General features: G+C 70.3%; 24 protein-coding genes and 1 tRNA gene. 14 read left to right on the top strand and 11 right to left on the bottom strand.

What is annotated here, in order from left to right:
• Positions 1-2: 2 nt before the first annotated feature.
• Entirely contained in the window at positions 3-1,412 is a 1,410-nt protein-coding gene (cls, locus tag AC1ROY_RS16955; protein WP_493150034.1) for a cardiolipin synthase, read from the bottom strand.
• A 202-nt stretch (positions 1,413-1,614) separates the two neighbouring features.
• Between cls and AC1ROY_RS16950 the strand changes: the two genes are divergently transcribed.
• Positions 1,615-1,941, top strand: coding sequence for an SWIB/MDM2 domain-containing protein (locus tag AC1ROY_RS16950; RefSeq protein ID WP_493150033.1), 327 nt, complete (start codon positions 1,615-1,617; stop codon positions 1,939-1,941).
• 37 nt (positions 1,942-1,978) lie between these two features.
• On the opposite strand, the gene AC1ROY_RS16945 is transcribed toward AC1ROY_RS16950, so the two are convergent.
• From AC1ROY_RS16945 to AC1ROY_RS16935, 3 genes are all read right to left on the bottom strand, one after another.
• Positions 1,979-2,458, bottom strand: coding sequence for a YfjT/YkfB family phage-associated protein (locus AC1ROY_RS16945; protein ID WP_493150032.1), 480 nt, complete (start codon positions 2,456-2,458; stop codon positions 1,979-1,981).
• A 65-nt stretch (positions 2,459-2,523) separates the two neighbouring features.
• Positions 2,524-4,722: a xanthine dehydrogenase family protein molybdopterin-binding subunit gene (locus AC1ROY_RS16940; protein WP_493150031.1), complete on the bottom strand. Its 2,199-nt coding sequence runs from the start codon at positions 4,720-4,722 to the stop codon at positions 2,524-2,526.
• A 14-nt stretch (positions 4,723-4,736) separates the two neighbouring features.
• Positions 4,737-5,204 carry a (2Fe-2S)-binding protein gene (locus AC1ROY_RS16935; RefSeq protein ID WP_493150030.1) on the bottom strand — a complete coding sequence of 156 codons (468 nt, stop codon included), beginning with the start codon at positions 5,202-5,204 and terminating at the stop codon, positions 4,737-4,739.
• Positions 5,205-5,406: 202 nt separating this feature from the next.
• On the opposite strand from AC1ROY_RS16935, the gene infA reads away from it, so the two are divergent.
• The 6 genes from infA to AC1ROY_RS16905 all read left to right on the top strand — a co-directional run bounded on the left by infA (position 5,407) and on the right by AC1ROY_RS16905 (position 9,109).
• Entirely contained in the window at positions 5,407-5,625 is a 219-nt protein-coding gene (gene infA / locus AC1ROY_RS16930; RefSeq protein WP_007003972.1) for a translation initiation factor IF-1, read from the top strand.
• A gap of 14 nt (positions 5,626-5,639) precedes the next feature.
• Positions 5,640-6,230, top strand: a complete 591-nt coding sequence (locus AC1ROY_RS16925) for a Maf family protein (RefSeq protein WP_493150029.1) — start codon at positions 5,640-5,642, stop codon at positions 6,228-6,230.
• 12 nt (positions 6,231-6,242) lie between these two features.
• On the top strand, positions 6,243-7,301 hold the full coding sequence (locus AC1ROY_RS16920; protein ID WP_493150028.1) for a ribonuclease E/G: 1,059 nt from the start codon (positions 6,243-6,245) through the stop codon (positions 7,299-7,301).
• On the top strand, positions 7,294-7,470 hold the full coding sequence (locus AC1ROY_RS16915) for a DNA gyrase inhibitor YacG (RefSeq protein ID WP_493150027.1): 177 nt from the start codon (positions 7,294-7,296) through the stop codon (positions 7,468-7,470). Before AC1ROY_RS16920 ends, AC1ROY_RS16915 begins: the two co-directional genes overlap by 8 nt.
• 96 nt (positions 7,471-7,566) lie before the next feature.
• A tRNA-Phe gene (locus tag AC1ROY_RS16910) sits at positions 7,567-7,642 on the top strand.
• 375 nt (positions 7,643-8,017) lie between these two features.
• Positions 8,018-9,109, top strand: coding sequence for a DUF3616 domain-containing protein (locus AC1ROY_RS16905; protein WP_493150026.1), 1,092 nt, complete (start codon positions 8,018-8,020; stop codon positions 9,107-9,109).
• Between the two features lie 23 nt (positions 9,110-9,132).
• Here AC1ROY_RS16905 and AC1ROY_RS16900 read toward each other — a convergent pair whose 3' ends face one another.
• Genes AC1ROY_RS16900 through AC1ROY_RS16890 form a run of 3 tightly spaced genes read right to left on the bottom strand, consistent with a single transcriptional unit; the run spans position 9,133 to position 11,523 of the window.
• Positions 9,133-10,095, bottom strand: coding sequence for a Bug family tripartite tricarboxylate transporter substrate binding protein (locus AC1ROY_RS16900; RefSeq protein ID WP_493150025.1), 963 nt, complete (start codon positions 10,093-10,095; stop codon positions 9,133-9,135).
• Positions 10,096-10,141: 46 nt separating this feature from the next.
• On the bottom strand, positions 10,142-11,167 hold the full coding sequence (locus tag AC1ROY_RS16895; protein WP_493150024.1) for an LLM class flavin-dependent oxidoreductase: 1,026 nt from the start codon (positions 11,165-11,167) through the stop codon (positions 10,142-10,144).
• Positions 11,164-11,523 (bottom strand): VOC family protein, encoded by a 360-nt coding sequence (locus AC1ROY_RS16890; RefSeq protein ID WP_493150023.1) that lies wholly within the window; start codon positions 11,521-11,523, stop codon positions 11,164-11,166. The genes AC1ROY_RS16895 and AC1ROY_RS16890 overlap by 4 nt, the downstream gene beginning before the upstream one ends.
• Before the next feature lie 90 nt (positions 11,524-11,613).
• Between AC1ROY_RS16890 and AC1ROY_RS16885 the strand changes: the two genes are divergently transcribed.
• Positions 11,614-12,366: an IclR family transcriptional regulator gene (locus tag AC1ROY_RS16885; RefSeq protein WP_493150022.1), complete on the top strand. Its 753-nt coding sequence runs from the start codon at positions 11,614-11,616 to the stop codon at positions 12,364-12,366.
• A gap of 151 nt (positions 12,367-12,517) precedes the next feature.
• Positions 12,518-13,087, top strand: a complete 570-nt coding sequence (locus AC1ROY_RS16880) for a hypothetical protein (protein WP_493150021.1) — start codon at positions 12,518-12,520, stop codon at positions 13,085-13,087.
• Between the two features lie 12 nt (positions 13,088-13,099).
• On the opposite strand, the gene AC1ROY_RS16875 is transcribed toward AC1ROY_RS16880, so the two are convergent.
• Together AC1ROY_RS16875 and AC1ROY_RS16870 are read right to left on the bottom strand one after the other, a co-directional pair.
• Positions 13,100-13,228 carry a hypothetical protein gene (locus AC1ROY_RS16875; RefSeq protein WP_493150020.1) on the bottom strand — a complete coding sequence of 43 codons (129 nt, stop codon included), beginning with the start codon at positions 13,226-13,228 and terminating at the stop codon, positions 13,100-13,102.
• A 51-nt stretch (positions 13,229-13,279) separates the two neighbouring features.
• A complete protein-coding gene (locus tag AC1ROY_RS16870; protein WP_493150019.1) occupies positions 13,280-13,879 on the bottom strand; it encodes a histidine phosphatase family protein in 600 nt (199 codons plus the stop codon).
• Positions 13,880-13,923: 44 nt separating this feature from the next.
• Between AC1ROY_RS16870 and AC1ROY_RS16865 the strand changes: the two genes are divergently transcribed.
• From AC1ROY_RS16865 to AC1ROY_RS16850, 4 genes are all read left to right on the top strand, one after another.
• Positions 13,924-14,880 (top strand): tripartite tricarboxylate transporter substrate binding protein, encoded by a 957-nt coding sequence (locus AC1ROY_RS16865; RefSeq protein ID WP_493150018.1) that lies wholly within the window; start codon positions 13,924-13,926, stop codon positions 14,878-14,880.
• Positions 14,881-14,883: 3 nt separating this feature from the next.
• Positions 14,884-15,366: a GNAT family N-acetyltransferase gene (locus AC1ROY_RS16860; RefSeq protein ID WP_493150017.1), complete on the top strand. Its 483-nt coding sequence runs from the start codon at positions 14,884-14,886 to the stop codon at positions 15,364-15,366.
• A 155-nt stretch (positions 15,367-15,521) separates the two neighbouring features.
• Positions 15,522-16,109, top strand: a complete 588-nt coding sequence (locus AC1ROY_RS16855; RefSeq protein WP_493150016.1) for a CHAP domain-containing protein — start codon at positions 15,522-15,524, stop codon at positions 16,107-16,109.
• Between the two features lie 59 nt (positions 16,110-16,168).
• A complete protein-coding gene (locus tag AC1ROY_RS16850; protein WP_493150015.1) occupies positions 16,169-17,137 on the top strand; it encodes a Bug family tripartite tricarboxylate transporter substrate binding protein in 969 nt (322 codons plus the stop codon).
• 294 nt (positions 17,138-17,431) lie between these two features.
• Here the strand turns inward: AC1ROY_RS16850 and AC1ROY_RS16845 are convergent, their stop codons facing one another.
• The gene (locus AC1ROY_RS16845; RefSeq protein WP_493150014.1) at positions 17,432-17,614 is read right to left on the bottom strand and encodes a hypothetical protein; all 183 of its coding nucleotides are present in this window, start codon (positions 17,612-17,614) and stop codon (positions 17,432-17,434) included.
• Between the two features lie 102 nt (positions 17,615-17,716).
• Between AC1ROY_RS16845 and AC1ROY_RS16840 the strand changes: the two genes are divergently transcribed.
• Positions 17,717-19,117 carry a L,D-transpeptidase scaffold domain-containing protein gene (locus tag AC1ROY_RS16840; protein ID WP_493150013.1) on the top strand — a complete coding sequence of 467 codons (1,401 nt, stop codon included), beginning with the start codon at positions 17,717-17,719 and terminating at the stop codon, positions 19,115-19,117.
• 56 nt (positions 19,118-19,173) lie between these two features.
• Here the strand turns inward: AC1ROY_RS16840 and AC1ROY_RS16835 are convergent, their stop codons facing one another.
• Positions 19,174-20,082: a LysR family transcriptional regulator gene (locus tag AC1ROY_RS16835; protein WP_493150012.1), complete on the bottom strand. Its 909-nt coding sequence runs from the start codon at positions 20,080-20,082 to the stop codon at positions 19,174-19,176.
• Between the last annotated feature and the right edge of the window lie 52 nt (positions 20,083-20,134).

Below are 20,134 nucleotides of genomic sequence, written 5' to 3'. Positions count from 1 at the left end.
CCCTAAAGCAGCGGGCTGAGCACCGCCACCGTGTTGTTCCACAGCCGCCGCCAGGCCGGCCACGCGGCCACCTCCGCGGGCGTCACAAGTCGGCTCGCCGCGATGTAGCTCTCCTGCCGCTCCCGCACCTCCGTCGTGGTCGCGCGGTCGTGCAGCAGGATATTGTTCTCATAGTTCAGGTCGAAGCTGCGCCTGTCCATGTTCGCCGAGCCGATCAGCGTCACCTCGCCGTCCAGGGTCAGCGTCTTCGCGTGCAGCAGCCCGTCCGGGTATTCCAGCAGCCGCACGCCGGCCTCCAGCAGGTCGGCGTAGTAGCTGCGGCTGGCGGCCGCCACGGCCCAGTTGTCGTTGCGCTCGGGCACCACCAGCGTCACGGCCACCCCGCGATAGCCCGCCGCGCAGAGCGCCGCGTGCAGCGCGCCGTTCGGCACGTAGTAGGGCGTGGTGACGACGAGCTCGCGCCGCGCGCCGTAGATCAGCGTCTGAAAGATCTCGGGCATGGCCGAGTTGCGCACGGTCGGCCCGCTCGCGATCACCTGGGCGGCGAAGCCCCCGACCGCGAACTCCGGCGGGTCCAGCAGCAGCGCGCTGATATCCTCCCCCCGCCAGGCCATCCAGTCGCTGGCGAAGAGGTGCTGGTTCTGCAGCGCGACCGGCCCCTCGAAGCGCATCATCACGTCCACCCAGGGCGCGAACTTCGCCTTCACCAGGAATTCGGGGTCGGCGCAGTTCTGGCTGCCGGCCCAGGTGATGCGGTTGTCGATGACGGCGATCTTGCGATGGTCGCGCAGGTCGATGCGGCCGTTCAGCGGGCGCAGCAGCGGAAATCCCACGCGCAGCGCCCGCGAGAGCCGGATGCCCGAGGCCGCCATCGCCTCCCAGTGCGCCGTCCGCACCAGCGCGCTCGAGCCGATGTCGTCCACCATGGCGCGGCAGGCCACGCCGCGCCCGGCCGCGCGGCGCAGGGCGTCCACGACCCGCAGGCCATTATGGTCGGGCAGCCAGATGTAGAAGAGCAGGTGAACATGCGCCGTCGCGGCGTCGATGTCCTCCACCAGCGCAGTGATGGCGGCGTTGGAATCCGCCGACAGCCGCGCGGTGTTGCCGCCGATCGGCGGGTAGCCGCTGATCGACTGCCCCACCTGGAAGAGCGGCCGGTGCCGCGGGGGAATTTCCGGCGCCGGCGTGGTGGCCGGGGGCGGCAGCGTTTCCAGCGCCCGGCGCACCCGGTCGGCGCGGCGCCGGCCGATGCTGGTCTCGCCGAGCAGGATGTAGCCAACCACGCCCACGATCGGCAGCCCGAGCACCACGGCGATCCAGGAGATGCGCGAGGCCGGGTCCCGATGCGGCCGGAGCAGCACGCGGATGATGGTCAGGAGCTGCGTGGCGAAGATGGCGAGGGCGAGGAGCATTGCCCCGATCCTGGACGGAAATGCGCCTCCGGGCGAATTCGATTGCCGGCCGATGCGCCGGAGGTCCAGGATTCAGGCCGCGAATCGAGGAGATTTCCCTTCCCGCGGCGCGTGAAACGATGGCATGCCGGGGGCGTTGACGGTCCCGGAACCCGGTCCCCTTGCCGGCCTGTCGCCATCTCAACCCAACTGGAGCGAGTCGATGCCCACCAAGACGCCAGAGAAGAAGCCGGCCCCGAAGGCCAAGGCTGCCACCCCCGCCAAGGCGAAGGCCGCGCCGTCCGGGAAGCCTAACGCCCTTCAGCAGCCGCTGACGCCCTCGGCCGAGCTCGGCGCGGTGGTCGGCACGGCGAAGATCGCCCGCGGCGAGGTGGTCTCGAAGATGTGGGAATACATCAAGGCCCACAAGCTGCAGAACCCCGAGAACAAGCGCGAAATCCTGGCCGACGACAAGCTCAAGAAGGTCTTTGGCAAGGACAAGGTGACGATGTTCGAGATGAACAAGTACATCGCCGCCCACCTCAAGTAGCCGTCGCGGCATCGGGGGGCCGAGCCCCCCGGCGCCGTCATCGAACCGAGCAGCGCTCCACGATCGTGCCGCCCGACGGCTCGAGCAGCACATTGCGGGCGTTGCCGAGCGAGAACTCCTGCCGCCAGTTGATCTCGGGAACCTCGGCGGTGAAGCTCTGGGCGCTGCTGGCCGAGATGGCCCGCGCGGATTCGAGAACACCCGAGCCACGCTGGTTGCCGTTCACCACGCCGTTGAGCAGGGGCATGCTGTAGTTCTGCCCGTCCACCACGAGCTGCAGCGTCTTCGGCCCGTCCAGCGAGCGGCCGTGCGCCTCGACCGAGATCGTCGGCCCCTGCTGGAACTGCCCGTTCGAGCAGTTGAAGGCGACATAGGATTCGTCGGGCGATCGGATCATCGCCTGCAGCACGCCCTGACCGTAGCCGGTGGCCCAGCGATAGGCGACGGGCTGCTGCGCCAGCGCGGCGCCAGAAATTGCGCAGAGGGCGCCGAGCGCCAAGAGTGTCTTGCGAGCCATGGGGTATCCTCCATCCGGCATTGTCTGTCGGATGGAGAATGCCCGAGCGGCCGGTCGGGTTGCCGTCAGGTGCTTTGCGCGGCCGCCTTGAACTTCGTGGGCAGGAAGGGCACCGAGCGCATCCGCACCCCCGTCGCGTCGAAGACCGCGTTGGAGACGGCCGAGGGCACGATGGCCGCGGCCGGCTCGCCGGCGCCCCAGGGGGCCTCGGCGGGGCGATCGATGAGCTCGATGGTGATGTCAGGCACCTCCGGGAAGGCGATGACGCGGTAGCTGCCCCAATCGAGGCTGGTCACGGCGCCGCGGTCGTAGGTCAGCTCCTCGAAGAGGGTGCGGCTGAGGGTGTGGATGATGTTGCCCTCGACCTGAGCCTTCACCCCGTCCGGGTTGATGATCTGGCCGCAGTCATGCGTGCAGAAGAAGCGCGTGACCCGGATCTCGCCGGTGCCGCGGTTCAACGAGACCTCGGCGACGCCGGCAATGTAGGTGCGGATCAGCTCGTACTTGCAGTAGGTGACGCCGCGGCCGGTCACCCAGTCGCCGGTGAGGTCGCGCTGCGGGCTCGGGCGCTTCTGCCAGTTGGCCAGCCGCGCCACGCGCTCCAGCACCTCGCGGCCACGGGTCTCCTCGGGCGGGAGCAGGCGGAGGCGGTAGTCGATCGGGTCCACCTTCGCCTCGGCCGCGCATTCATCGAGGAAGGATTCATTGGCGAAGGTGTTCTGCATGCGCCCCGGCGTGCGGATCCAGCTCGGGCGGAACGGCGTGGTCTCCAGGCGCTGGCAGGTGGTCTTCACCGCCGGCATCGCATAGGGCAGCGCCAAGTTGTGGACGATGTTGCCGGGGCTCTGGATGGACTCGCGCGGCGCGCCGGAGAGCTCGGCAGCGGTGAGGTCCACATTGCCGCCGGCGCCCTTGGGAATGAAGGCCTCGCTCTGCCAGCCGACGATGTTGCCGGCAGCATCCAGCCCGGCCTGCAGGTCTACGAGATGCGGCGGGCCCTTGGGATCCCAGCCGTGCTCGTCGGCGCGCATCCACTGCACGCGGACAGGGCGGCCGACGGCCTTGGCGAGCAGCGCCGCGTCGGCCGCGGCGTCCTCATGGCCGTTGCGGCCGTAACAGCCGGCGCCCTCCAGGTAGATGCAGCGCACCTGATCCACCGGCATGGCCAGCATCATCGCAAGCTGCTTGCGGAGATTGTGCGTGGCCTGGCTGGCGGACCAGCTCGTCAGCCTTCCGTCCTTGAACTCCGCGACGGCGCAGGAAGGCCCCATAGAGCCGTGGGTGTGGATGGCGAAGTCGTAGCTGGCCGACAGGCGTTTCGCCGCGCCGGCCATGGCCGCGGCCGGGTCGCCGCGCTCCTGCGTGACCTGGGCCTGGGCGATCGCGCTGGTGCGGACGTGCTCCCAGATCTTCGCCTGGTCGGGCAGGCCCGCCCAGGAGGACCAGCGCACCTTGAGGTCGCGCGCGGCCTTGATGGCGGACCATTCGTTCTCCGCCACGACGCCGACAAAGGCGCCCTGGTGCACCACGCGGACGATGCCGGGGATGTGGGCGATGCTGGATTCATCCACGGCCTCGGCGGTCGCGCCCATCTGCGGCGGGCGCACCGGGCGGCCGTGCAGCATGCCCGCCACCTTGAAATCGTGGACGTAGCCGGGACGGCCGAAGACCTTGTCCGGGATGTCCACGCGCGGAACCGTCCGGCCGACGATGCGGCGGGCATTGGGCGGCTTGATGGGCGCCGCCGTGTCCACCTTCAGCTCCAGCCCGCCGGCGCGGACCAGCTCGGCATAGGAGACGCGGCCGGTGGGGGCGACCACCACGCCGTCCTGCACGCCCACCCCCGCGACGGGCACGCCGAGGCGCTCGGCGGCGCGGGAGAGCAGCTCGCGCCGGGCGGTGGCGGCGGCCGCGCGCAGGGCCACGCCGCCCACCTGGATGGAGAGCGAGCCGTAGGTGGCGCCCTGGTCCGGCGTCAGCGCCGTGTCGCCCTCGACCACGCGGATGCGGGCGAGCGGGACGTCCAGCTCCTCGGCGGCGATCTGCATGAAGCCGGTGCGCACGCCGGTCCCGAGGTCGACCTTGCCGACATAGACGGTGACGTTGCCCTCCTGGTCGATCGCCAGGAAGGAGGCGACCTGGTCGCCCGCGACGGGCTTCTCCGTCCAGGCCGCGGCGGGGTTGGGGAGGCCGGCCGCGAAGCCGACGACGAGCGCACCGCTGGCCTTGAGCCAGGAGCGGCGGTCCATGCTGATGGCGTTCATGTCCCTGCCCTCCCTCAGCCTTGCGCCGCGGCGCGCATCACGGCGGCCACGACGCGAGGATGGGTGCCGCAGCGACAGATATTGTTGACCAGCTCCTCCCTCACCTGCGCCTCGGTGGGCCGCGGCGTCTTCGCCAGGAAGGCGGCGGACTGCATGATCATGCCATTGGCGCAGTAGCCGCACTGGACCGCCTGCTCGGCGATGAAGGCCTGCTGCAGCTTGTGCGGGCGCTCGGGCGTGCCGAGGCCCTCCAGCGTCACGATGGTTTTCCCGGCGGCCGAGGCGACCGGCATCACGCAGCTGCGCGCGGCCTCGCCGTCGAGATGCACGGTGCAGGCACCGCACTGCCCGAGACCGCAGCCGAAATGCGGGCCGGTCAGGCCGAGCTCGTTGCGGAGCGCGTAGAGCAGCGGCATGTCGGGATCGTCGACGGTGACGGTGACGTTGCGGCCGTTCACGGTCATGGCCAGGTTCTGGCTCATCCTTTTCCTCCCTGGGCGCCTGTGGCGGCGCTCTGTGACTGGGCGCATTCAAGCGCCCCGATGTCACGGGAAGCAACAAAAAGGGGGGCGAAACTTGACCTTGCCGGGTTGAGGGCGCATTTCACCCTCGCCCGTGCCGGGGCCTGCCCGCGGCGCGATTCCGCACGCCCGCGAAGCCCTCAGCACTCTCACAAGGATACGAATGTCGAAAGAGGATATGATCGAGTTCAGCGGCCAGGTCGTTGAACTTCTGCCGAATGCCATGTTCCGCGTGAAGCTCGACAACGAGCACATGGTCCTCGCCCACACCTCGGGGAAGATGCGCAAGAACCGCATCCGCGTGCTCGCCGGCGACCGCGTGAACGTCGAGATGACGCCCTACGACCTGACCAAGGGCCGCATCACATTCCGCTTTAAGTAATTGGGCCGCTTCAAGTGAACCCCGGCACCGGGGAGCGCCTGCCCCTGGTCCTGGCCTCCGCGAGTCCGCGCCGGATCGAATTGCTGGCCCGCATCGGCGTGACGCCGGACCGCGTGGCCCCCACCGACATCGACGAGACGCCCCGCCGCGACGAGCTGCCGCGCCAGCTGGCCGCGCGGCTGGCCGCCGCCAAGGCCGAGGCCGCCGCCGCGCCCGATGCGCTGGTGCTGGCGGCGGACACCGTGGTCGGCGTCGGCCGCCGCATCCTGGGCAAGCCGGCCGACGAGGTGGAGGCAGCGCGTTTCCTTAATCTGCTCTCGGGCCGGCGGCACCAGGTGCACACCGGCGTCGTGCTGCGTCGTCCCGACGGGCGCTTGGGAAAGCGGCTGGTGACGACGGTGCTCGCCTTCCAGCGGCTGACCGACCAGCAGGTCGCGGCCTATGTCGCGGGCGGCGAGTGGCGCGGCAAGGCCGGCGGCTATGCGCTGCAGGGCGCGGCCGAGATGTTCGTGCGCTTCCTGTCGGGGAGCCATTCCAATGTGGTGGGCCTGCCGCTCTTCGAGACGGCGCAGCTGCTGCGGGGCTGCGGCTGGCTCCGGCCGTGATCGAGATCCGGCATGATTGAGATCAGATTGGCGCGCTCGCCGGGCGAGCGGCGGGTGGCCCTGCTGCGCGACGGCGCGCTGGAGGGGTACCGGCTGGAGCGGCCGTACCGGCCCGATGGCGTGGGCGACATCGTCAGGGGCCGGATCGCCGCCGCCATGCCCGCCCTGTCCGGCGCCTTCGTGGCGCTGCCGGAGGGCGAGACGGGCTTTCTCCCCGAGGGCGATACGGAAGGCCGCCGAATCCCGTCCGAAGGCACCTACCTGACCCTGCGCGTCACCCGCGCCGCCCAGGCCGGCAAGGGCAAGCGCGTAACGGCGCGCGTGCCGCAGGTCGCGGGCGAGGGCGTGATCGAGCGTGGGCCGGATGCCGCGCTGCGCTGGGCCCTCGCGCATCCCCAGGCCGTGGTGCTCGCCGACGACGCGGCCGAGGTCGCGCGGCTGCGCCGTGCCCTGGCCGGGTCCTCCCGGATCCGCCAGGGCATTGCCTTCGACGATGCCGTCGAGGACGAGGTGGCGCGGCTCCACGCGCCCGACTGGGCGCTGCCGGGCGGCGGGCGGCTGATCTTCTCCCCCCTCCCTGCCCTGACCGCCGTGGATGTGGATTCGGGCGGCGCGGACCCGCGCGAGGTGAACCGGGCCGCCATCGCGGAATTCGCGCGGCAATTGCGGCTGCGCGACCTGGCGGGGCCGATCCTGCTCGACCTGGCCGGCCTGTCGGTGAAGCAGCGGATAGCGCTGGAGCCGGCGCTGAAGGCCGCGCTGGGGCCGGACGGGCTGACGCAGCTCCTGGGAATCGGGCCTCTGGGGCTGTTCGAGATGCGGCGCGCCCGCATCCATCCGCCGCTGCACGAGGTGCTGGAGGACCGCGCTCTGGCCCGCGGGCTGGCGCTGTTGCGCCGGGCCGCGCGCGAGGCCGCGGTGGCGCCGTCCCGGCGGTTGGCGCTGCGTGCATCGCCGGCGGCGCTCGCGGCGTTGGAAGCCATGCCCGAGGCCCTGGCGGAATTCGCGGCGGGCGCGGGCCGGCCGATCGAGCTGCGCGCCGCCGAGAACGAGGAGATCACCGATGCCTGAACCGCGCTGCCCCATCTGCGGCAAGCCGGCGGCCAAGCGCGAGCCCGGCCGAAGGACCGCCTATCCCTTCTGCTCGGAGCGCTGCCGGCAGGTGGATCTGGGACGCTGGTTCAGCGAGAGCTACACGGTGCCGGCGGTCGATCCGGAGGACCAGGAGGAGGAGCGGTAGGGGCTTGGTCGCTTCGCGTTTTCGTCTCGCGACAAAGCCCGCACGGGTGGCTGGACACCCCTTCGTCACTCCGTTATCACCCGCCCACCCAACGGCGCCCAGGTAGCTCAGTTGGTAGAGCATGCGACTGAAAATCGCAGTGTCGGTGGTTCGATTCCGCCCCTGGGCACCATCTCTTTACGATCCGCGCCAGTATATTGCCGCCGCGGCGGAGTTCGAATGCGGTCCGGCCCGCTCTCAGCGAAATATCCAAAACCCGCCGGCTGCCTAGCCTTCCGTCCAAGCCTCCGCATGCCAGACAGTCGACGCCGTTGCGTAGATTGTCATAGGCTATTCGCATCCGGCATGTAGATGCCCGATAATGCACAGAAATCACCTCATAATTTTTTTCTTTTAAATATGAAATCCACTGGATATAAATACCTCGATATTTGCTTGACATTCAAATCAAAAGAATTCGTCACAGTTTCCCTCGCCTCCAGAAAAAGGAAACGCAGCGATGCCATCCCCTTCCCTCTCGCGGTGGCGGCCTTGGATCATTGGCGCGATGCTCGCAGGCGCCGTCATCTTCGGCTTCCCAGCACCGCCCTATTTCGAGGCATCGGCCCAGACAGATCCGATCTGGCGGGTCAGGGGGAAGCTCCTCGGCGAACCCGTCGGCCCCAACGCGCTGGATAGCAAGAAGGCTGAGGACATTAGCGGGATCGCCTGCGCGACGGACAGCGGTTCCCCCCGACTCTGCATCATCGCCGATGACGAGTCCCAGGGTGCCCAGATCGTCATCCTCGGGGATGGGGAGATGAGAGCCGGCAGCTTCATCCGCCTCATCGCCAACGACTTCGCGGGAGAGCTTCTCGAGCTGGATGCGGAAGGTGTGGCCTATGCCGATGGCGCCTTCTATGTGGTCGGCTCGCATGGCCGACCTCGCCACCGCGACGCTGAGACGGATGCGCAAAGGGCGCAGAGCGACGCCCGCGCAGCGGCGACCCGGCAGCTCTTCCGTATCAGGCTCCCAGCCGGGAGCGTGGACATGGCCACCGGTACGCTGACCGGCGCGGCCGAGATCACCCCAGCTCCATCCCCGGCGCTGAACGCGCTGATCCAGGCGAACGCCAGGCTGGCTCCATCCTTCGACAGGCCACTGGCAGACAACGGCCTCACCATCGAAGGGATCGCGGTGCTGGGTGAGCGGCTTTACGTCGGCATGCGGGGCCCCGTCCTGGACGGTGCTGCCGTCATGCTGGTGGCTCCACTGGCCTCCTTGTTTCCCACCCAGGGCACGACGACGGGCTCTTCCGCGACCGCCGCGAGCCTCGGAAGCGTCGATTTAGGCCGGGACAGCCAAGGCCAGGCTCGCGGCATCAGAGATCTCCTGGCCTATCGCGGGCGCCTGCTCATCCTGGCCGGGCCAGCGCAGGACCCGGCGGACGATCGTGTCAGGCCCGGCGACTACAGCATCTATGCCCATCAGGATGGAGGCACTCCGAGGCTGCTGCTGAATCTCCCAGGCTTTCCCGACAAGACGAAGCCGGAAGCGATGCTCCCCCTGGTCGAGACGAATGGGGAGCTGCAGCTGCTGCTCCTCTTCGACGGTCCGGACGAGGGCGCGCCAAGACCCGTTCGGCTGCGGTTGAACTGACCGATCGCGGCCAGGTTCTGCGTCTATCGCACCGTCACCCCGGTCTCCCCGATGATCCGCCGCCAGATCGGCGCGTCATGCGCGATCATCGCGGCGAACTCCTCCGGCGCGCTCCCCACCGGCTCGTAGCCCACGCTGCGGATGAACTGCGCGGGCGCCGGCCGATGCGTCGCTTCCCCCATCGCGCGCCCCAGCCGCGCCACCACCTCCGGCGGCGTCCCCGCCGGCAGGAACATCCCCTGCCAGATCTGCGGGTCGAAGCCGGAGAAGCCCAGCTCCGTCAGCAGCGGCACCTCCGGCAGGTCGCGCGAGCGGCGCGGCCCCGTCACGCCCAGCGGCCGCAGCTGCCCGGCCCGGATGAACTCGCGCGCCGAGCCCGCATCGATGAAGGCGCAGCAGATTCGCCCGCCCAGCATCTCCGACATCAGCTGCGAGGTGCCGTTGTAGGGCACCGTCTCGACGTCCAGCCCCAGCTGCTTCCCGACCAGGATTCCCTGCAGGTGGCTCGACGAGCCGTAGCCGTAGCTGCCCCAGTTCAGCAGGCTCCGGTCCTCGCGCGAGAGCGCCACGAGGTCGCGCGGCGCCCGCGCCTCGACGGCGCTGCGCACCACGAAGACCGCCATCGCCGCGGTGATCTGCGAGAGCGGGATCAGGTCGCGCCCGATCTCGTAGGGCATGCTGCGGTCCATCATCGGCCCGATCAGCGTGCCCGAGACGGCCGAGAGGATGGTCGTCCCGTCGCGCCGCGACTGCACGACGCGCCCGGCGCCGACCATCCCGCCGCCGCCCGCAACGTTCTCCACCACCACCTGCTGCCCGAGGATGTCCGCGAGCGGCTCAGCCAGTACGCGCGCGACGGCGTCGGCGGCACTGCCGGGCGCGCTGTTCAGCACGATGCGGACGGGGCCCTGCTGGGCCAGCGCCGGCGCGGCCAGCGCGAGGACGATCGCGGCCGCGCCCAACGCGCGCTTCAGGACGGATGGCATGTTTCTCTCCCGGACGGTTCCGCCTGTCGTAGCAGCGCAGGCCGCGTCAGGCGACCTCGAGCCGGAGCTCGCGCAGCGCCGGCATCACCTCGCGCGCATAGAGGCCGATCGAATGCCGCGCGACCTCGTGCGGCATGTCGCCGAAGACGAAGCTGCCGATCAGGTAGTTCAGCCCGCCCTCGCTCACCTGGCGCAGCAGCGCCTCGCGCACCGTGGCCGCGGAGCCCGCGACGGCATGGCCGGATTCGATCAGCGCGTCGAAGCTCGGCGGCAGCTTCGCGTTCACGGGCTGCGTGCCGTGCTTGCTCCAGAGCTTGAAGAAATTGCCGTGGAAGCGCGGCCAGGCGGCACGGCCGATCGCCAGCGCCTCCGCATCGGTGTCGGCGACAAGGATGTAGCGGTTCACCCCCATCAGCGGCTCCGGCCCGGCGAGGCCGGCCACCGCGCGCTCGGCGCGGTAGCGGTCGGTGACGGCGCGGATGCGCGCGACCGGCCCACCGCAGACGATGTTCACGCCCCGCTGCGCCGGCCAGACCGTGCTGTCCGGCGAGGCCAGCGCGTACCAGATCGGGGGATGCGGCTGCTGCAGCGGCTTCATCTCCACCGGCACGTCGCGGATCTGCCAGAAGCGCCCCTCGTGGTTCAACGTCTCGGAGGAGAAGTAGAGCTGCAGGATCTCGAAGGCCTCGGCATACATCTGCGGCGCCAGCGCCGGGTCCACGCCCAGCGCCTCCAGCTCGTGCGGCGAGGCGCCGCGGCCGATGCCGAACTCGAAGCGCCCGCGGCTGAGGTGATCGAGCATGCAGATCTCCTCGCCCAGACGCATCGGGTGATGGATCGGCAGGAGGTAGACCAGCGGGCAGAAGCGCAGCCGCGTCGTGCGCTGGGTCATGGCCGCGAGGAAGACGCTCTGCGCGGGCGCGGTGCTGAGCGGCGTCGCATGGTGCTCGCTGATGTGATAGGCGTGGAAGCCGCTGGAATCGTAGAGTTCCGCGAGCTGCAGCCGCTGCTCGTACTGGTCTGCGAGCGGGATTCCGCTGCGGTCGTTCTGGTCGAAGATGCCGAACTTCATGGCGCGGCTCCTGCGGGGCGGGAGAAGAGCTGGAAGAGGTTTCCGTCCGGGTCGGCGAAGGTGAACGTGGCGCCGTGCGCGCCCATGTCGCGCCGCATCAGCAGCTGGCCGCCGGCCGCGATCACGCGGGCCTCGGTCGCCGCCAGCTCCTCCACCTCGAAGACGGGGACGCTGCCCACCGCGCCGGGCGCGGCCTCCTCGGCGGAGCAGAGCGCGAAGCGCGTATCGCCGAGCTTGAACTGGCACCAGCGCTCGCCGTCGCGGAAGGCCGGCTGGAGGTCCAGTGCAGCGGCGTAGAAGCGCTCTGCGCGGTCCATGTCCCGGATGACCGTGTAGACGCTGTGGATCTTCGCCATGGCCTCCTCCTATTATTCAAATATATTGAATAATTGTTCTTATGTTGTAAGATTGAGCCGCATTGATCCGATCTGTCAACGGAGTTCCAGATGGAAGAAGCGCCGTCGCGCAAGGGCATCCAGTCGGTGGAGGTGGGCTTCCGCCTCCTCGCCGCGCTGCGCGACAGCCCGCAGCCCCTGCCCTTGAAGGGGGTCGCCGCCCGCGCCGGGCTCAGCCCCAGCGCGGCCAACAATTACCTGGTGAGCCTGGTCCGCACCGGCCTCGCCGCCGCCGATGCGAAGCCCGGGCACTACCGCCTCGGCCCCGCCGCGCTGACCCTCGGCCTCGCCGCCATGCGCCAGATCGACGGCTTCGAGGTGGTCCGCCAGGAGGTCACCGCCCTGCGCGACGCCACGAGCCACAGCGCCGCCGTCACGGCCTGGACGCGGGATGGCCCGGTCAGCCTCTTCAAGCAGGAAGGGTTCTCCCGCACCGCCTTCGACCTGCGGACCGGCCTGCTCTCCATCACCGGCACCGCGGCCGGAAAGGTCTTCGCCGCCTGCCTGCCGGAGGCGGCGACGCGGGGGATGGTGGAGGAGGAGACGGCGGCGCCCGCCGCCTTCCTCGCCGCCGCGCGGCGCGAGCTGGCGGAGGCCGGCTTCGCCGTCATCCGGCGCGACGACGGCACCGGCTATGCCTCCGCGGCCGCCCCGGTGCGCGACTGGAGCGGCACCGCGCTCTTCGCGCTGAGCCTCATCGGCCCACAGGCCCTGCTGGAGATGCAGCCGGGCAGCCCGGAGATCCGGGCGCTGCTCGCCGGGGCCGCCCGGGCGACGGAGGCCCTGGGCGGCCCGCCTCGCTGACGGGCCGCCTCCCAGCGAGGGGCGTCGTCTCTGATTTGTCTCAGTTCCCGAGGAGCTTGCGGCTACCGGGAGTCCCGCAGATGACGTAAAGGCAACCCAGGCGATGCGGGGCGGTTAAGGCCCCGCCGGCTGAAAGGGAGAATCGAGAGCCATGTCCGACCGTTTCCTCGACGACCGACGCGCGGGTCTGGAGGAGGCCTTCTTCGCCCGCCAGAACGAGGAGCTCCGGCGCCGGCTCGTCGAGGCCGGCGTGCAGTCCGACCGCCGCCAGGCCCTGGCCGCCGCCTCGCACATCCAGGATGCCGCCGTGCTGGACCGGCTGCTGGAGCTGGGCCTAGGCGCCGAGACGCTGTCCGCCCTCACGCTGGTCCCGCTGGTGCTGGTCGCCTGGGCCGATGGCGACCTTTCCGACCTCGAGCGCGACGCCGTCATGGAGGCCGCCGCGCAGGAGGGTATCCACCATGCCGCGCCAGGCCACGCGCTGCTGGAAGGCTGGCTCCGGGCGAAGCCCGGGCCGCGGCTCGCCGCCGCGTGGAAGGACTACGTGCGCGCGCTCACCAAGCCGCTCGATCTCGACGCGCGGCGCGAGCTGGAGCACCAGGTGATGTCCCAGGCGACCAAGGTGGCCGATGCCGCGGGCGGCTTCCTGGGGCTGACCTCGCGCGTCTCGGTCGCCGAGCGGGAGATGCTCTCCGACCTCAGCGCGGCGTTCCACCCGTAGGGCAAGACAGGGCTACCTGAAGCGGCTCATGAAGTAGAGGCGGGTCCGGATGTCGCTGAGGCCCGGCGGCGGCGTCGCGGCCGCCTTGGGGCCCGGATCGCCGATCTTCCCCGCGAAGTAGCGGCTCCGGGATTCCGTCATGGCGGGGTCGGCGAGATGGATCTGATCGTCGGCGTCGTTCCATTTGCGGCGCTAGCCCAGGCCCGCCGCGCGGATGAGCTGCTCCGCCCGGACCACGCCGAGCCACTCCCAATCCGCCCCGCGCGGCCGGAAGACGGCCGCCGCACCCTCCGGGAATTCGGCCTGGGACAGGCTGCGGCCGAGGATCAGCCCGAGCGGGACGATGTGGCCCACCATCACCCGGTTGCCGCCCGGGATGGGCTCGGCGAGGCGGCGCGAGACGCGGCGCGCATCCTCGGCGGCGTCGCCGGGCGTGTATTCGTCGGCGATCAGGTCGGGCTCCACGCTGGCCCAGCCGAAGGCCAGCTCCGCTGTGTCGCGCGCCCGGAACACCTCGCTCGTCAGCACCTCGGCGACGGGAATGCCGAGCGCGCGGAAGGCCTCGCCCAGCCGCGTCGCCTGCGCGCGGCCGGCCTCGCTGAGGTTGCGCTGGCCGGCGCGGTCGCCACGGCGGCCCGTGTCGATCTGGCTGCGGTCGGTGATGCCGTGACGGAGGTAGAGGTTCAGCCCGCCCTCCCGCAGCAGGGCGACGGCCCGGTCGTCGGCGAGAAGCCCCTGAGCGAGGGCCGGAGCCGGCAGCGCAAGCAGGCTGAGCAGGAGGCGGCGATGCATGCGCGCAGATTGCTGCACCCGCTCCCACCCGTGAAGATGCGCGCATGACCCGCATCCTCCGCCGCGCCCTGCTCGCGATGCCGCTTGCCGTGCCGGCCCTCGCGCAGCCCGGCTTTCCCAACCGGCCGATCCGGCTGATCGTGCCCTGGCTGCCGGGCGGCAACACGGATCACCTGCGGCTGCTGGCCGATCTCGCCTCGCAGGGCCTCGGCCAGCCCGTCGTCACCGAGAACCGGCCGGGCGTGAGCGGCACGCTCGGCCCCACGCTGCTCGCGCAAGAGGCGCGCGGGGACGGCCACCTGATCGGCCAGATCCCGATCACCTGCTTCCGCATCCCCGCGATGATGCGCCGGCCGCCCTTCGACCCCACGGCGGACTTCACCTGGATCATCCACCTCTCCGGCTACTGCTTCGGCGTGGTCGTGCGCCGCGACAGCCCCTTCCGGAGCTGGGAGGAGCTTCTGGGCCACGCCAGGGCCAATCCGGGGAAGCTCAGCTACGCCTCGCCCGGCATCGGCTCGAGCGCGCATATCGCCATGGAGCGCATCGCCGCGGAGACCGGCGCGTCCTTCCTGCACGTGCCCTATCGCGGCGGCTCCGACACGGCGCAGGCGCTGCTCTCCGGCGCGGTGGACTGCACGGCGGACGCCACGAGCTGGGCGCCGCTGGTGCAGGACGGCAGCTTCCGGCTGCTCGTCACCTGGGGGGCCGAGCGCGCCAGGCGCTTCCCCGAGGTCCGCACATTGCGCGAAACGGGCATCGACCTCGTCGCCGACAGCCCCTTCGGCCTGGCCGCGCCGAAGCACACCGATCCCGGCGTGGTGCGCGCGTTGCACGATGCCATCAAGCCCGCGCTGTTCGACCCGCGGCATGTCGAGATGCTCGACCGCTTCGACATGCCGCTGCGCTATATGGGGCCGGAGGAGTACGCCGCCTTCGCGCGGCGGCTAAACGAGGAGGAGGGCGACGCCGTGCGCCGCCTGGGCCTCCGGATGGATTGAGGGATGGGCACAGAGATCGCACAGGCCGGCACGGAAACCGATCTTACCGCCGTCGTCGCGCTGTTCCGCGCCTATGCCGCCTCGCTCGACGTGGACCTGGCCTATCAGGGCTTCGAGGCCGAGATCGCCGCCATGCCCGGCAAGTACGCACCACCCGCCGGGCGCCTGCTGCTGGCCCGCTCGGCCGGGGGCGCACCGCTCGGCTGCGTCGGCCTGCGCGCCCTCGACCTGCCGGGCTGCTGCGAGATGAAGCGGCTCTACGTGGCGCCGGAGGGGCGCGGGACAGGCCTCGGCGCGCGGCTGGTGGAGGCCGTGATCCGCGAGGCGGAGGCCATCGGCTACCGCGAGATGCGGCTCGACAGCCTGCCCTCCATGGGGCCGGCGATCGCGCTCTACCGCAGGCGCGGCTTCGAGACGATGGCGCCCTATTACGACACGCCGGTGGCCGGCACGGTCTTCCTGCGCCGGATCCTGCATCCCGCCTGACACGTGTCGCGCCCCTGTCGCGCGCCTTGTCGCATGCGTCTCGCCAGGCCCGTTCGTTCCGATTTCCTCGTAGGCCTCATCCATCCCCAAGCATAATATGCCCTGCATGCCGCCGAGCGGCGGCGAAGCCGCGCAGGGCCATCGGGGACAGCGCCATGAGCTACGTCGACAGCATCGTCGCCTTCGCCGCCGGCGAGGAAGGCCGGAACTGGAAGACGGACGAGGCGCAGATCCTCGAATACTTCCGGGTCGCCACCGGCAACACCTACACCAAGGAGAGGGCGAAGACGCTCTCCTGGTGCACCTTCTTCGTCATGTGGGTGCTGAAGAAATCCGAGGTGAGCCCCTTCCCGCAGGTCGGCCTGCCGCCGCCGGAGAATTTCTCCACCGCCCGCTTCATCAAGAGCCTCGACGGGAAGACGGGCGCGTCCAACAAGGCGGGGGCGCACAGCTACTGGGGCGTCTATCCCGCCTTTACCGTCTCGTCCAAGGGCTACCAGCCCAAGGCGGGCGACCTCTTCTACCTGCCGAAGTTCAACGATCACATCGGCATCATCGAGGAGGTGCTGGACGACGGCACCCTCGTCACGCTGAACGGCAATTCCGGCCCCGTGCTGGGCGAGCGCTTCGACGCCCGGCTCGAGACCGGCATCGGCGGCGGCTTCGTCTTCCGCAAGAAGCGCAAGCTGACCGACGGCTCGGCCCCGCATGCCGGCTCCTGCTACATCCAGGTCCCGGACTGAGCTTGCCCATTCGCGGCGTTGCGGCGATAGGTCTCGGCAAGATCAAGCCGAGGAATCTCATGTCCGTCATCACCCGCCGCGGCGCGCTCGCGCTGCCCCTCGCCACCGGCCTCGCCGCGCCCGCCTATGCCCAGCAGAATTTTCCGAGCCGGCCCATCCGCATGCTCGTCCCCTGGGCGCCGGGCGGCACCTCCGACATCGCGATGCGTGCCCTGTGCGAGGCCGCCGGGCGCCGGCTTGGCCAGACCGTGATCGTGGAGAACCGGGCGGGTGCCGGCGGCGTGCTCGGCGCGCAGTTCCTGCTGAGCGCCTCGGCCGACGGCTACGTGCTGAGCCAGTTCCCCATCAGCGTGCTGCGCCAGCCGCTGCTGAACAGCCGGGCGCTCTTCGATCCGCTGGCGGACTTCACCTATGTCTCGCTGATCACGGGCTATCTCTTCGGCATCGTGGTGCGGCCGAACGCGCCCTGGCAGACCCTCGGCGAGCTCATCGAGGCGGCGCGGCGCGAGCCCGGCAAGCTCAACTACGGCACGCCCGGCGTCGGCACCTCGCTGCACCTGACCATGGAGCAGATCGCCAAGGCGAAGGGCATCGAGTGGACGCATGTGCCCTTCCGCGGCGTCGCCGAGAACATGCAGAGCCTGCTGGGCGGGCAGACCGACATCCTGGCCGACAGCTCCGGCTGGGGGCCCCAGGTTAAGGACGGCGCCTTGCGCTGCCTCGCCGTCTGGAGCGAGGCGCGCGCCAAGAGCTTCCCCAGCGTGCCGACGCTTGTCGAGAGCGGCATCGACATCGTCTCGGTCAGCCCCTACGGCGTCGGCGGGCCGAAGGGCATGGATGCGGGCGTTGTCCGGGCGCTGGACGCGGCCTTCCGGGAGGCAGTGTCCGACCCCGTGCATATCGGCGTGCTGGACCGCTACGACATGGCGCCGATGTACAAGAACAGCGCCGACTACACGGGCTATGTGCGCCAGACCATGGAGGAGGAGCGCAAGCTCATCCAGGAGCTGGGTCTGCGGCTGAGCTGAGTGCAGGGGGAGGCCGTCGCCTGCCTTCCCTCGAGCGCCGAGGCGGCGTCGGCGTCGCGAAGCGCGAGGCCAGGCCGTGACGGGCATATGGGCGAGCCGAGCCGGCATGGGCTGTCTCTCTCGCGCCCGACCCTGAACGAGAACGGCCTGCCCGGAACTTCCGCGCAGGCCGTCTGTGATGGTGTCGACGGGACGGCGCCGGGCGCCATCGGATTCCGCGCTACGGGCGGGCCTCCGCCGCCGAATACCTCGGCGGCGAGCCCACCTGCGGCGGAACTCCGGGCGCCCTGCGGGCTAGCCCCGTGCCGGCGGAACCGGAGCCGGAGCGGGGGCCGGCGGGGCCACGTAGACCGGCGCCGGCGCCGGGGGCGGCGTTTCCGCGCAGGCCGCGAGGAGCGCCACGGGAGCCACGATGGCGACCATCGCCGCGCCGCGGAACATCTTGCGGCCAGCCACTATCTTGGAAACAACGGACATTTGTAGCTCCTCGATTGAAACGTTGCATGGATAGGGTAGGGTTGAAGGACGAGTTTTAGCAAGTATCAACTGCCGGTTGTGTGGATCGGCAAGGGTTCAGGAATGGGATCGGTGCACGCGCCGCGATGCAAGGGCAGGCTGGAGGACCAGGAACCATCGGCCTCCGCCCGGGTCCGGGTGTCCCGGCGCACCGCGATCGCAGGCGGCCCGATCGCTCTTGCCGCATGTGCGCTTGCCGCGTGCAGCGCGGATCCGGAGCCCATAGCGACCTCCGCGCCGGCGCTGCGTGCCGATACGGAGCTCGGCGATCTGAGCGACGGCTCGCCCGACCTGATCGTCGCCGGCGAGCGGCTGAATGGAGGCTTGCTGCGGCGCTTCTACGCACGCCGTGGCTTCGAGCGGGTATGGACGGCCCGGCCCGCGCAGGCGACGTCCCTGGTGAATGCCGTGCTGCGCGCCGGCGATCATGGTCTGGACCCCGAGCTGTTTCACGCCAGCCTGCTATGGCGCAGGGACACGTTTCCGCCGATCCGCCGGGAATTGCTGCTGTCGCACGCCTTCCTGGCCTATGCCGACGCGCTGGCCGCCGGCGCCGTGCCGGTGGAGCGCCGGAAGGATGGCGAGGCCTTGAGGCCCGAGCCGATCGACGTGGCTGCCGCGCTCGATGCGGCCATCGACAGCCCCGATCCGACGGCGGCGATCGAGGCGCTGGCGCCGGCGACGCCGACCTACCGGGCGCTGCGGCAGGCTTTGCCGAATGAGCGCCCGGTCCCCGGAGCCGGCGGTGCGGCCGCGGCGAACCTCCTACGCAAGATCGAGGCAAACCTCGAACGCCAACGCTGGCTGCCGCGGCGGCTGCCGGCGGACCGCGTCTGGGTCAACGTCGCCGACCAGAAGCTGGTGCTTTACCGCGCGGACCGGCCGGTCTTCTCCACGCGCGTGGTCGTCGGGGAAGATGTCGAGCGCAGCCAGAGTCCGGAGTTCCGCGCCACGATCGAGGCCAGCTTCTTCAACCCTCCCTGGGTTATCCCGGCCGACATCGTGACGGCGGAGATCCTGCCGAGGATCGAACGCGACCCGGACTACCTCACGCGCAACAACATGATCCTGCGGGCCAATGGCGAGGTCGAGCAGCTGCCGGGACCCCAGGCGGGACTCGGGCTGATCATGTTCGACATGCCGAACCGATTCGACGTCTACCTGCACGACACCCCGGACAGATTCATCTTCAGCCGCGACAACCGCCGCATCAGCCATGGATGCATCCGGGTCCAGAACCCCCTCGAATTCGCCGCCCTGCTGATGCAGCAGCCTCTGGACGCGATCCGTCAGGGAATCGCGATGGGCGGCACCACCCGGAACGCGCTGCCCACGCCCATGCCGGTCTTCGTGACCTATCAGACCGCCTTCGCGGATACCGACGAAGCGCTGCAGTTTCGCCCGGATTTCTACAACCGTGACGCCGACATCTGGCGGCAGCTGCAGAGACGCTCTCAGGCGTGAAATCCTCCCGCACAGGCGGGTGACCGACCAGGCCCCTGTCCCTGGAGCCATTCGCTTCAGGCCTCGATCCGAATCCGCTCCGCGAGGAAATCCAGAAAGGCGCGCACCCGCGCCGGCAGCGGGCCGCCCTGGCCCAGATAGACCGCATGGATCTCCTCGCGGTCGCCGGGGTTCAGCTCCTCCAGCACCGGCACCAGGCGTCCCGCCGCGATGTCCTCGTCCAGATGGAACCGGCCCAGCCGCGCGAGGCCGACCCCGCCCAGCGCCAGCGCCCGCGAGATCTCGCCGTCGCTGGCGCGGGCCACGGTGCGCGGCGAGGCGGTGACCGTCCCCTCCCCGCTCAAGAAGGGCCATCCCGTGCGCATGCGGAGGAACGTCCAGCCGATGCCGCGATGCCGCGCCAGCTCCGCGACGCTCGTCGGCGTGCCATGGCGGGCGAGGTAGTCGGGCGAGGCCACCACCGTGACGCGGGTCGAGCCCAGCCGGCGCGCCATCAGCCCGGAATCGCGCATGGGGCCGATGCGGATGGCGATGTCCGCGCGCTCCTGCATCAGATCGATCACCGTGTCGGACAGCACGAGGTCGAGCGTGATCTCCGGGTGCCGGGCCAGGAATTCCGGGACCAGCGGCAGGAGGTGGAACCGGCCGAAGGAGACGTTGCTGTTCACCCTGACATGCCCGCGCGGCGCGGCGCCGGCGGCGGCCTCGCGTTCAGCCTCTTCCAGCTCGGCCAGGATGCGGACGGCGCGGTCGTAGAAGGCCTGCCCCTCGGGCGTGAGCTGGAGCTGCCGCGTGGAGCGGTTGAGCAGCCGCGCGGAAAGCCGCGCCTCCAGCCGCGCGACCAGCTTGCTGACGCCCGAGGGCGTGAGGCGGAATTCCTTCGCCGCGGCGGTGAAGCCGCCCAGCTCCACGACGCGGACGAAGACCTCCATCTCGGCGGCCCGGTTGGTGTCGAGGCGCGGCATCGTGAATTCATCTCACGGATGATTGGAATTGTCGCGGCCTAACTCCACGTGC

The sequence above is a fragment of the Roseococcus sp. GW821-FHT12F05 genome (genome assembly GCF_058806835.1).
The sequence above is the reverse complement of the archived record's forward strand: the minus strand, read 5'-3'. Positions and strand labels throughout refer to the sequence as shown.

Bases quoted from the DNA above. Each gene is read 5' to 3' on its own strand.
- AC1ROY_RS16850 (WP_493150015.1), top strand. From the start codon at position 16,169: ATGTCCGTCATCACCCGCCGCGGCGCGCTCGCGCTGCCCCTCGCCACC.
- AC1ROY_RS16895 (WP_493150024.1), bottom strand. From the start codon at position 11,167: ATGAAGTTCGGCATCTTCGACCAGAACGACCGCAGCGGAATCCCGCTC.
- AC1ROY_RS16885 (WP_493150022.1), top strand. From the start codon at position 11,614: ATGGAAGAAGCGCCGTCGCGCAAGGGCATCCAGTCGGTGGAGGTGGGC.
- AC1ROY_RS16870 (WP_493150019.1), bottom strand. From the start codon at position 13,879: ATGCATCGCCGCCTCCTGCTCAGCCTGCTTGCGCTGCCGGCTCCGGCC.
- infA (WP_007003972.1), top strand. From the start codon at position 5,407: ATGTCGAAAGAGGATATGATCGAGTTCAGCGGCCAGGTCGTTGAACTT.
- AC1ROY_RS16860 (WP_493150017.1), top strand. From the start codon at position 14,884: ATGGGCACAGAGATCGCACAGGCCGGCACGGAAACCGATCTTACCGCC.
- AC1ROY_RS16920 (WP_493150028.1), top strand. From the start codon at position 6,243: ATGATTGAGATCAGATTGGCGCGCTCGCCGGGCGAGCGGCGGGTGGCC.
- AC1ROY_RS16915 (WP_493150027.1), top strand. From the start codon at position 7,294: ATGCCTGAACCGCGCTGCCCCATCTGCGGCAAGCCGGCGGCCAAGCGC.
- AC1ROY_RS16865 (WP_493150018.1), top strand. From the start codon at position 13,924: ATGACCCGCATCCTCCGCCGCGCCCTGCTCGCGATGCCGCTTGCCGTG.
- AC1ROY_RS16840 (WP_493150013.1), top strand. From the start codon at position 17,717: ATGGGATCGGTGCACGCGCCGCGATGCAAGGGCAGGCTGGAGGACCAG.
- cls (WP_493150034.1), bottom strand. From the start codon at position 1,412: ATGCTCCTCGCCCTCGCCATCTTCGCCACGCAGCTCCTGACCATCATC.
- AC1ROY_RS16890 (WP_493150023.1), bottom strand. From the start codon at position 11,523: ATGGCGAAGATCCACAGCGTCTACACGGTCATCCGGGACATGGACCGC.
- AC1ROY_RS16900 (WP_493150025.1), bottom strand. From the start codon at position 10,095: ATGCCATCCGTCCTGAAGCGCGCGTTGGGCGCGGCCGCGATCGTCCTC.
- AC1ROY_RS16880 (WP_493150021.1), top strand. From the start codon at position 12,518: ATGTCCGACCGTTTCCTCGACGACCGACGCGCGGGTCTGGAGGAGGCC.
- AC1ROY_RS16940 (WP_493150031.1), bottom strand. From the start codon at position 4,722: ATGAACGCCATCAGCATGGACCGCCGCTCCTGGCTCAAGGCCAGCGGT.
- AC1ROY_RS16945 (WP_493150032.1), bottom strand. From the start codon at position 2,458: ATGGCTCGCAAGACACTCTTGGCGCTCGGCGCCCTCTGCGCAATTTCT.
- AC1ROY_RS16950 (WP_493150033.1), top strand. From the start codon at position 1,615: ATGCCCACCAAGACGCCAGAGAAGAAGCCGGCCCCGAAGGCCAAGGCT.
- AC1ROY_RS16855 (WP_493150016.1), top strand. From the start codon at position 15,522: ATGAGCTACGTCGACAGCATCGTCGCCTTCGCCGCCGGCGAGGAAGGC.
- AC1ROY_RS16875 (WP_493150020.1), bottom strand. From the start codon at position 13,228: ATGACGGAATCCCGGAGCCGCTACTTCGCGGGGAAGATCGGCGATCCG.
- AC1ROY_RS16905 (WP_493150026.1), top strand. From the start codon at position 8,018: ATGCTCGCAGGCGCCGTCATCTTCGGCTTCCCAGCACCGCCCTATTTC.
- AC1ROY_RS16835 (WP_493150012.1), bottom strand. From the start codon at position 20,082: ATGCCGCGCCTCGACACCAACCGGGCCGCCGAGATGGAGGTCTTCGTC.
- AC1ROY_RS16845 (WP_493150014.1), bottom strand. From the start codon at position 17,614: ATGTCCGTTGTTTCCAAGATAGTGGCTGGCCGCAAGATGTTCCGCGGC.
- AC1ROY_RS16935 (WP_493150030.1), bottom strand. From the start codon at position 5,204: ATGAGCCAGAACCTGGCCATGACCGTGAACGGCCGCAACGTCACCGTC.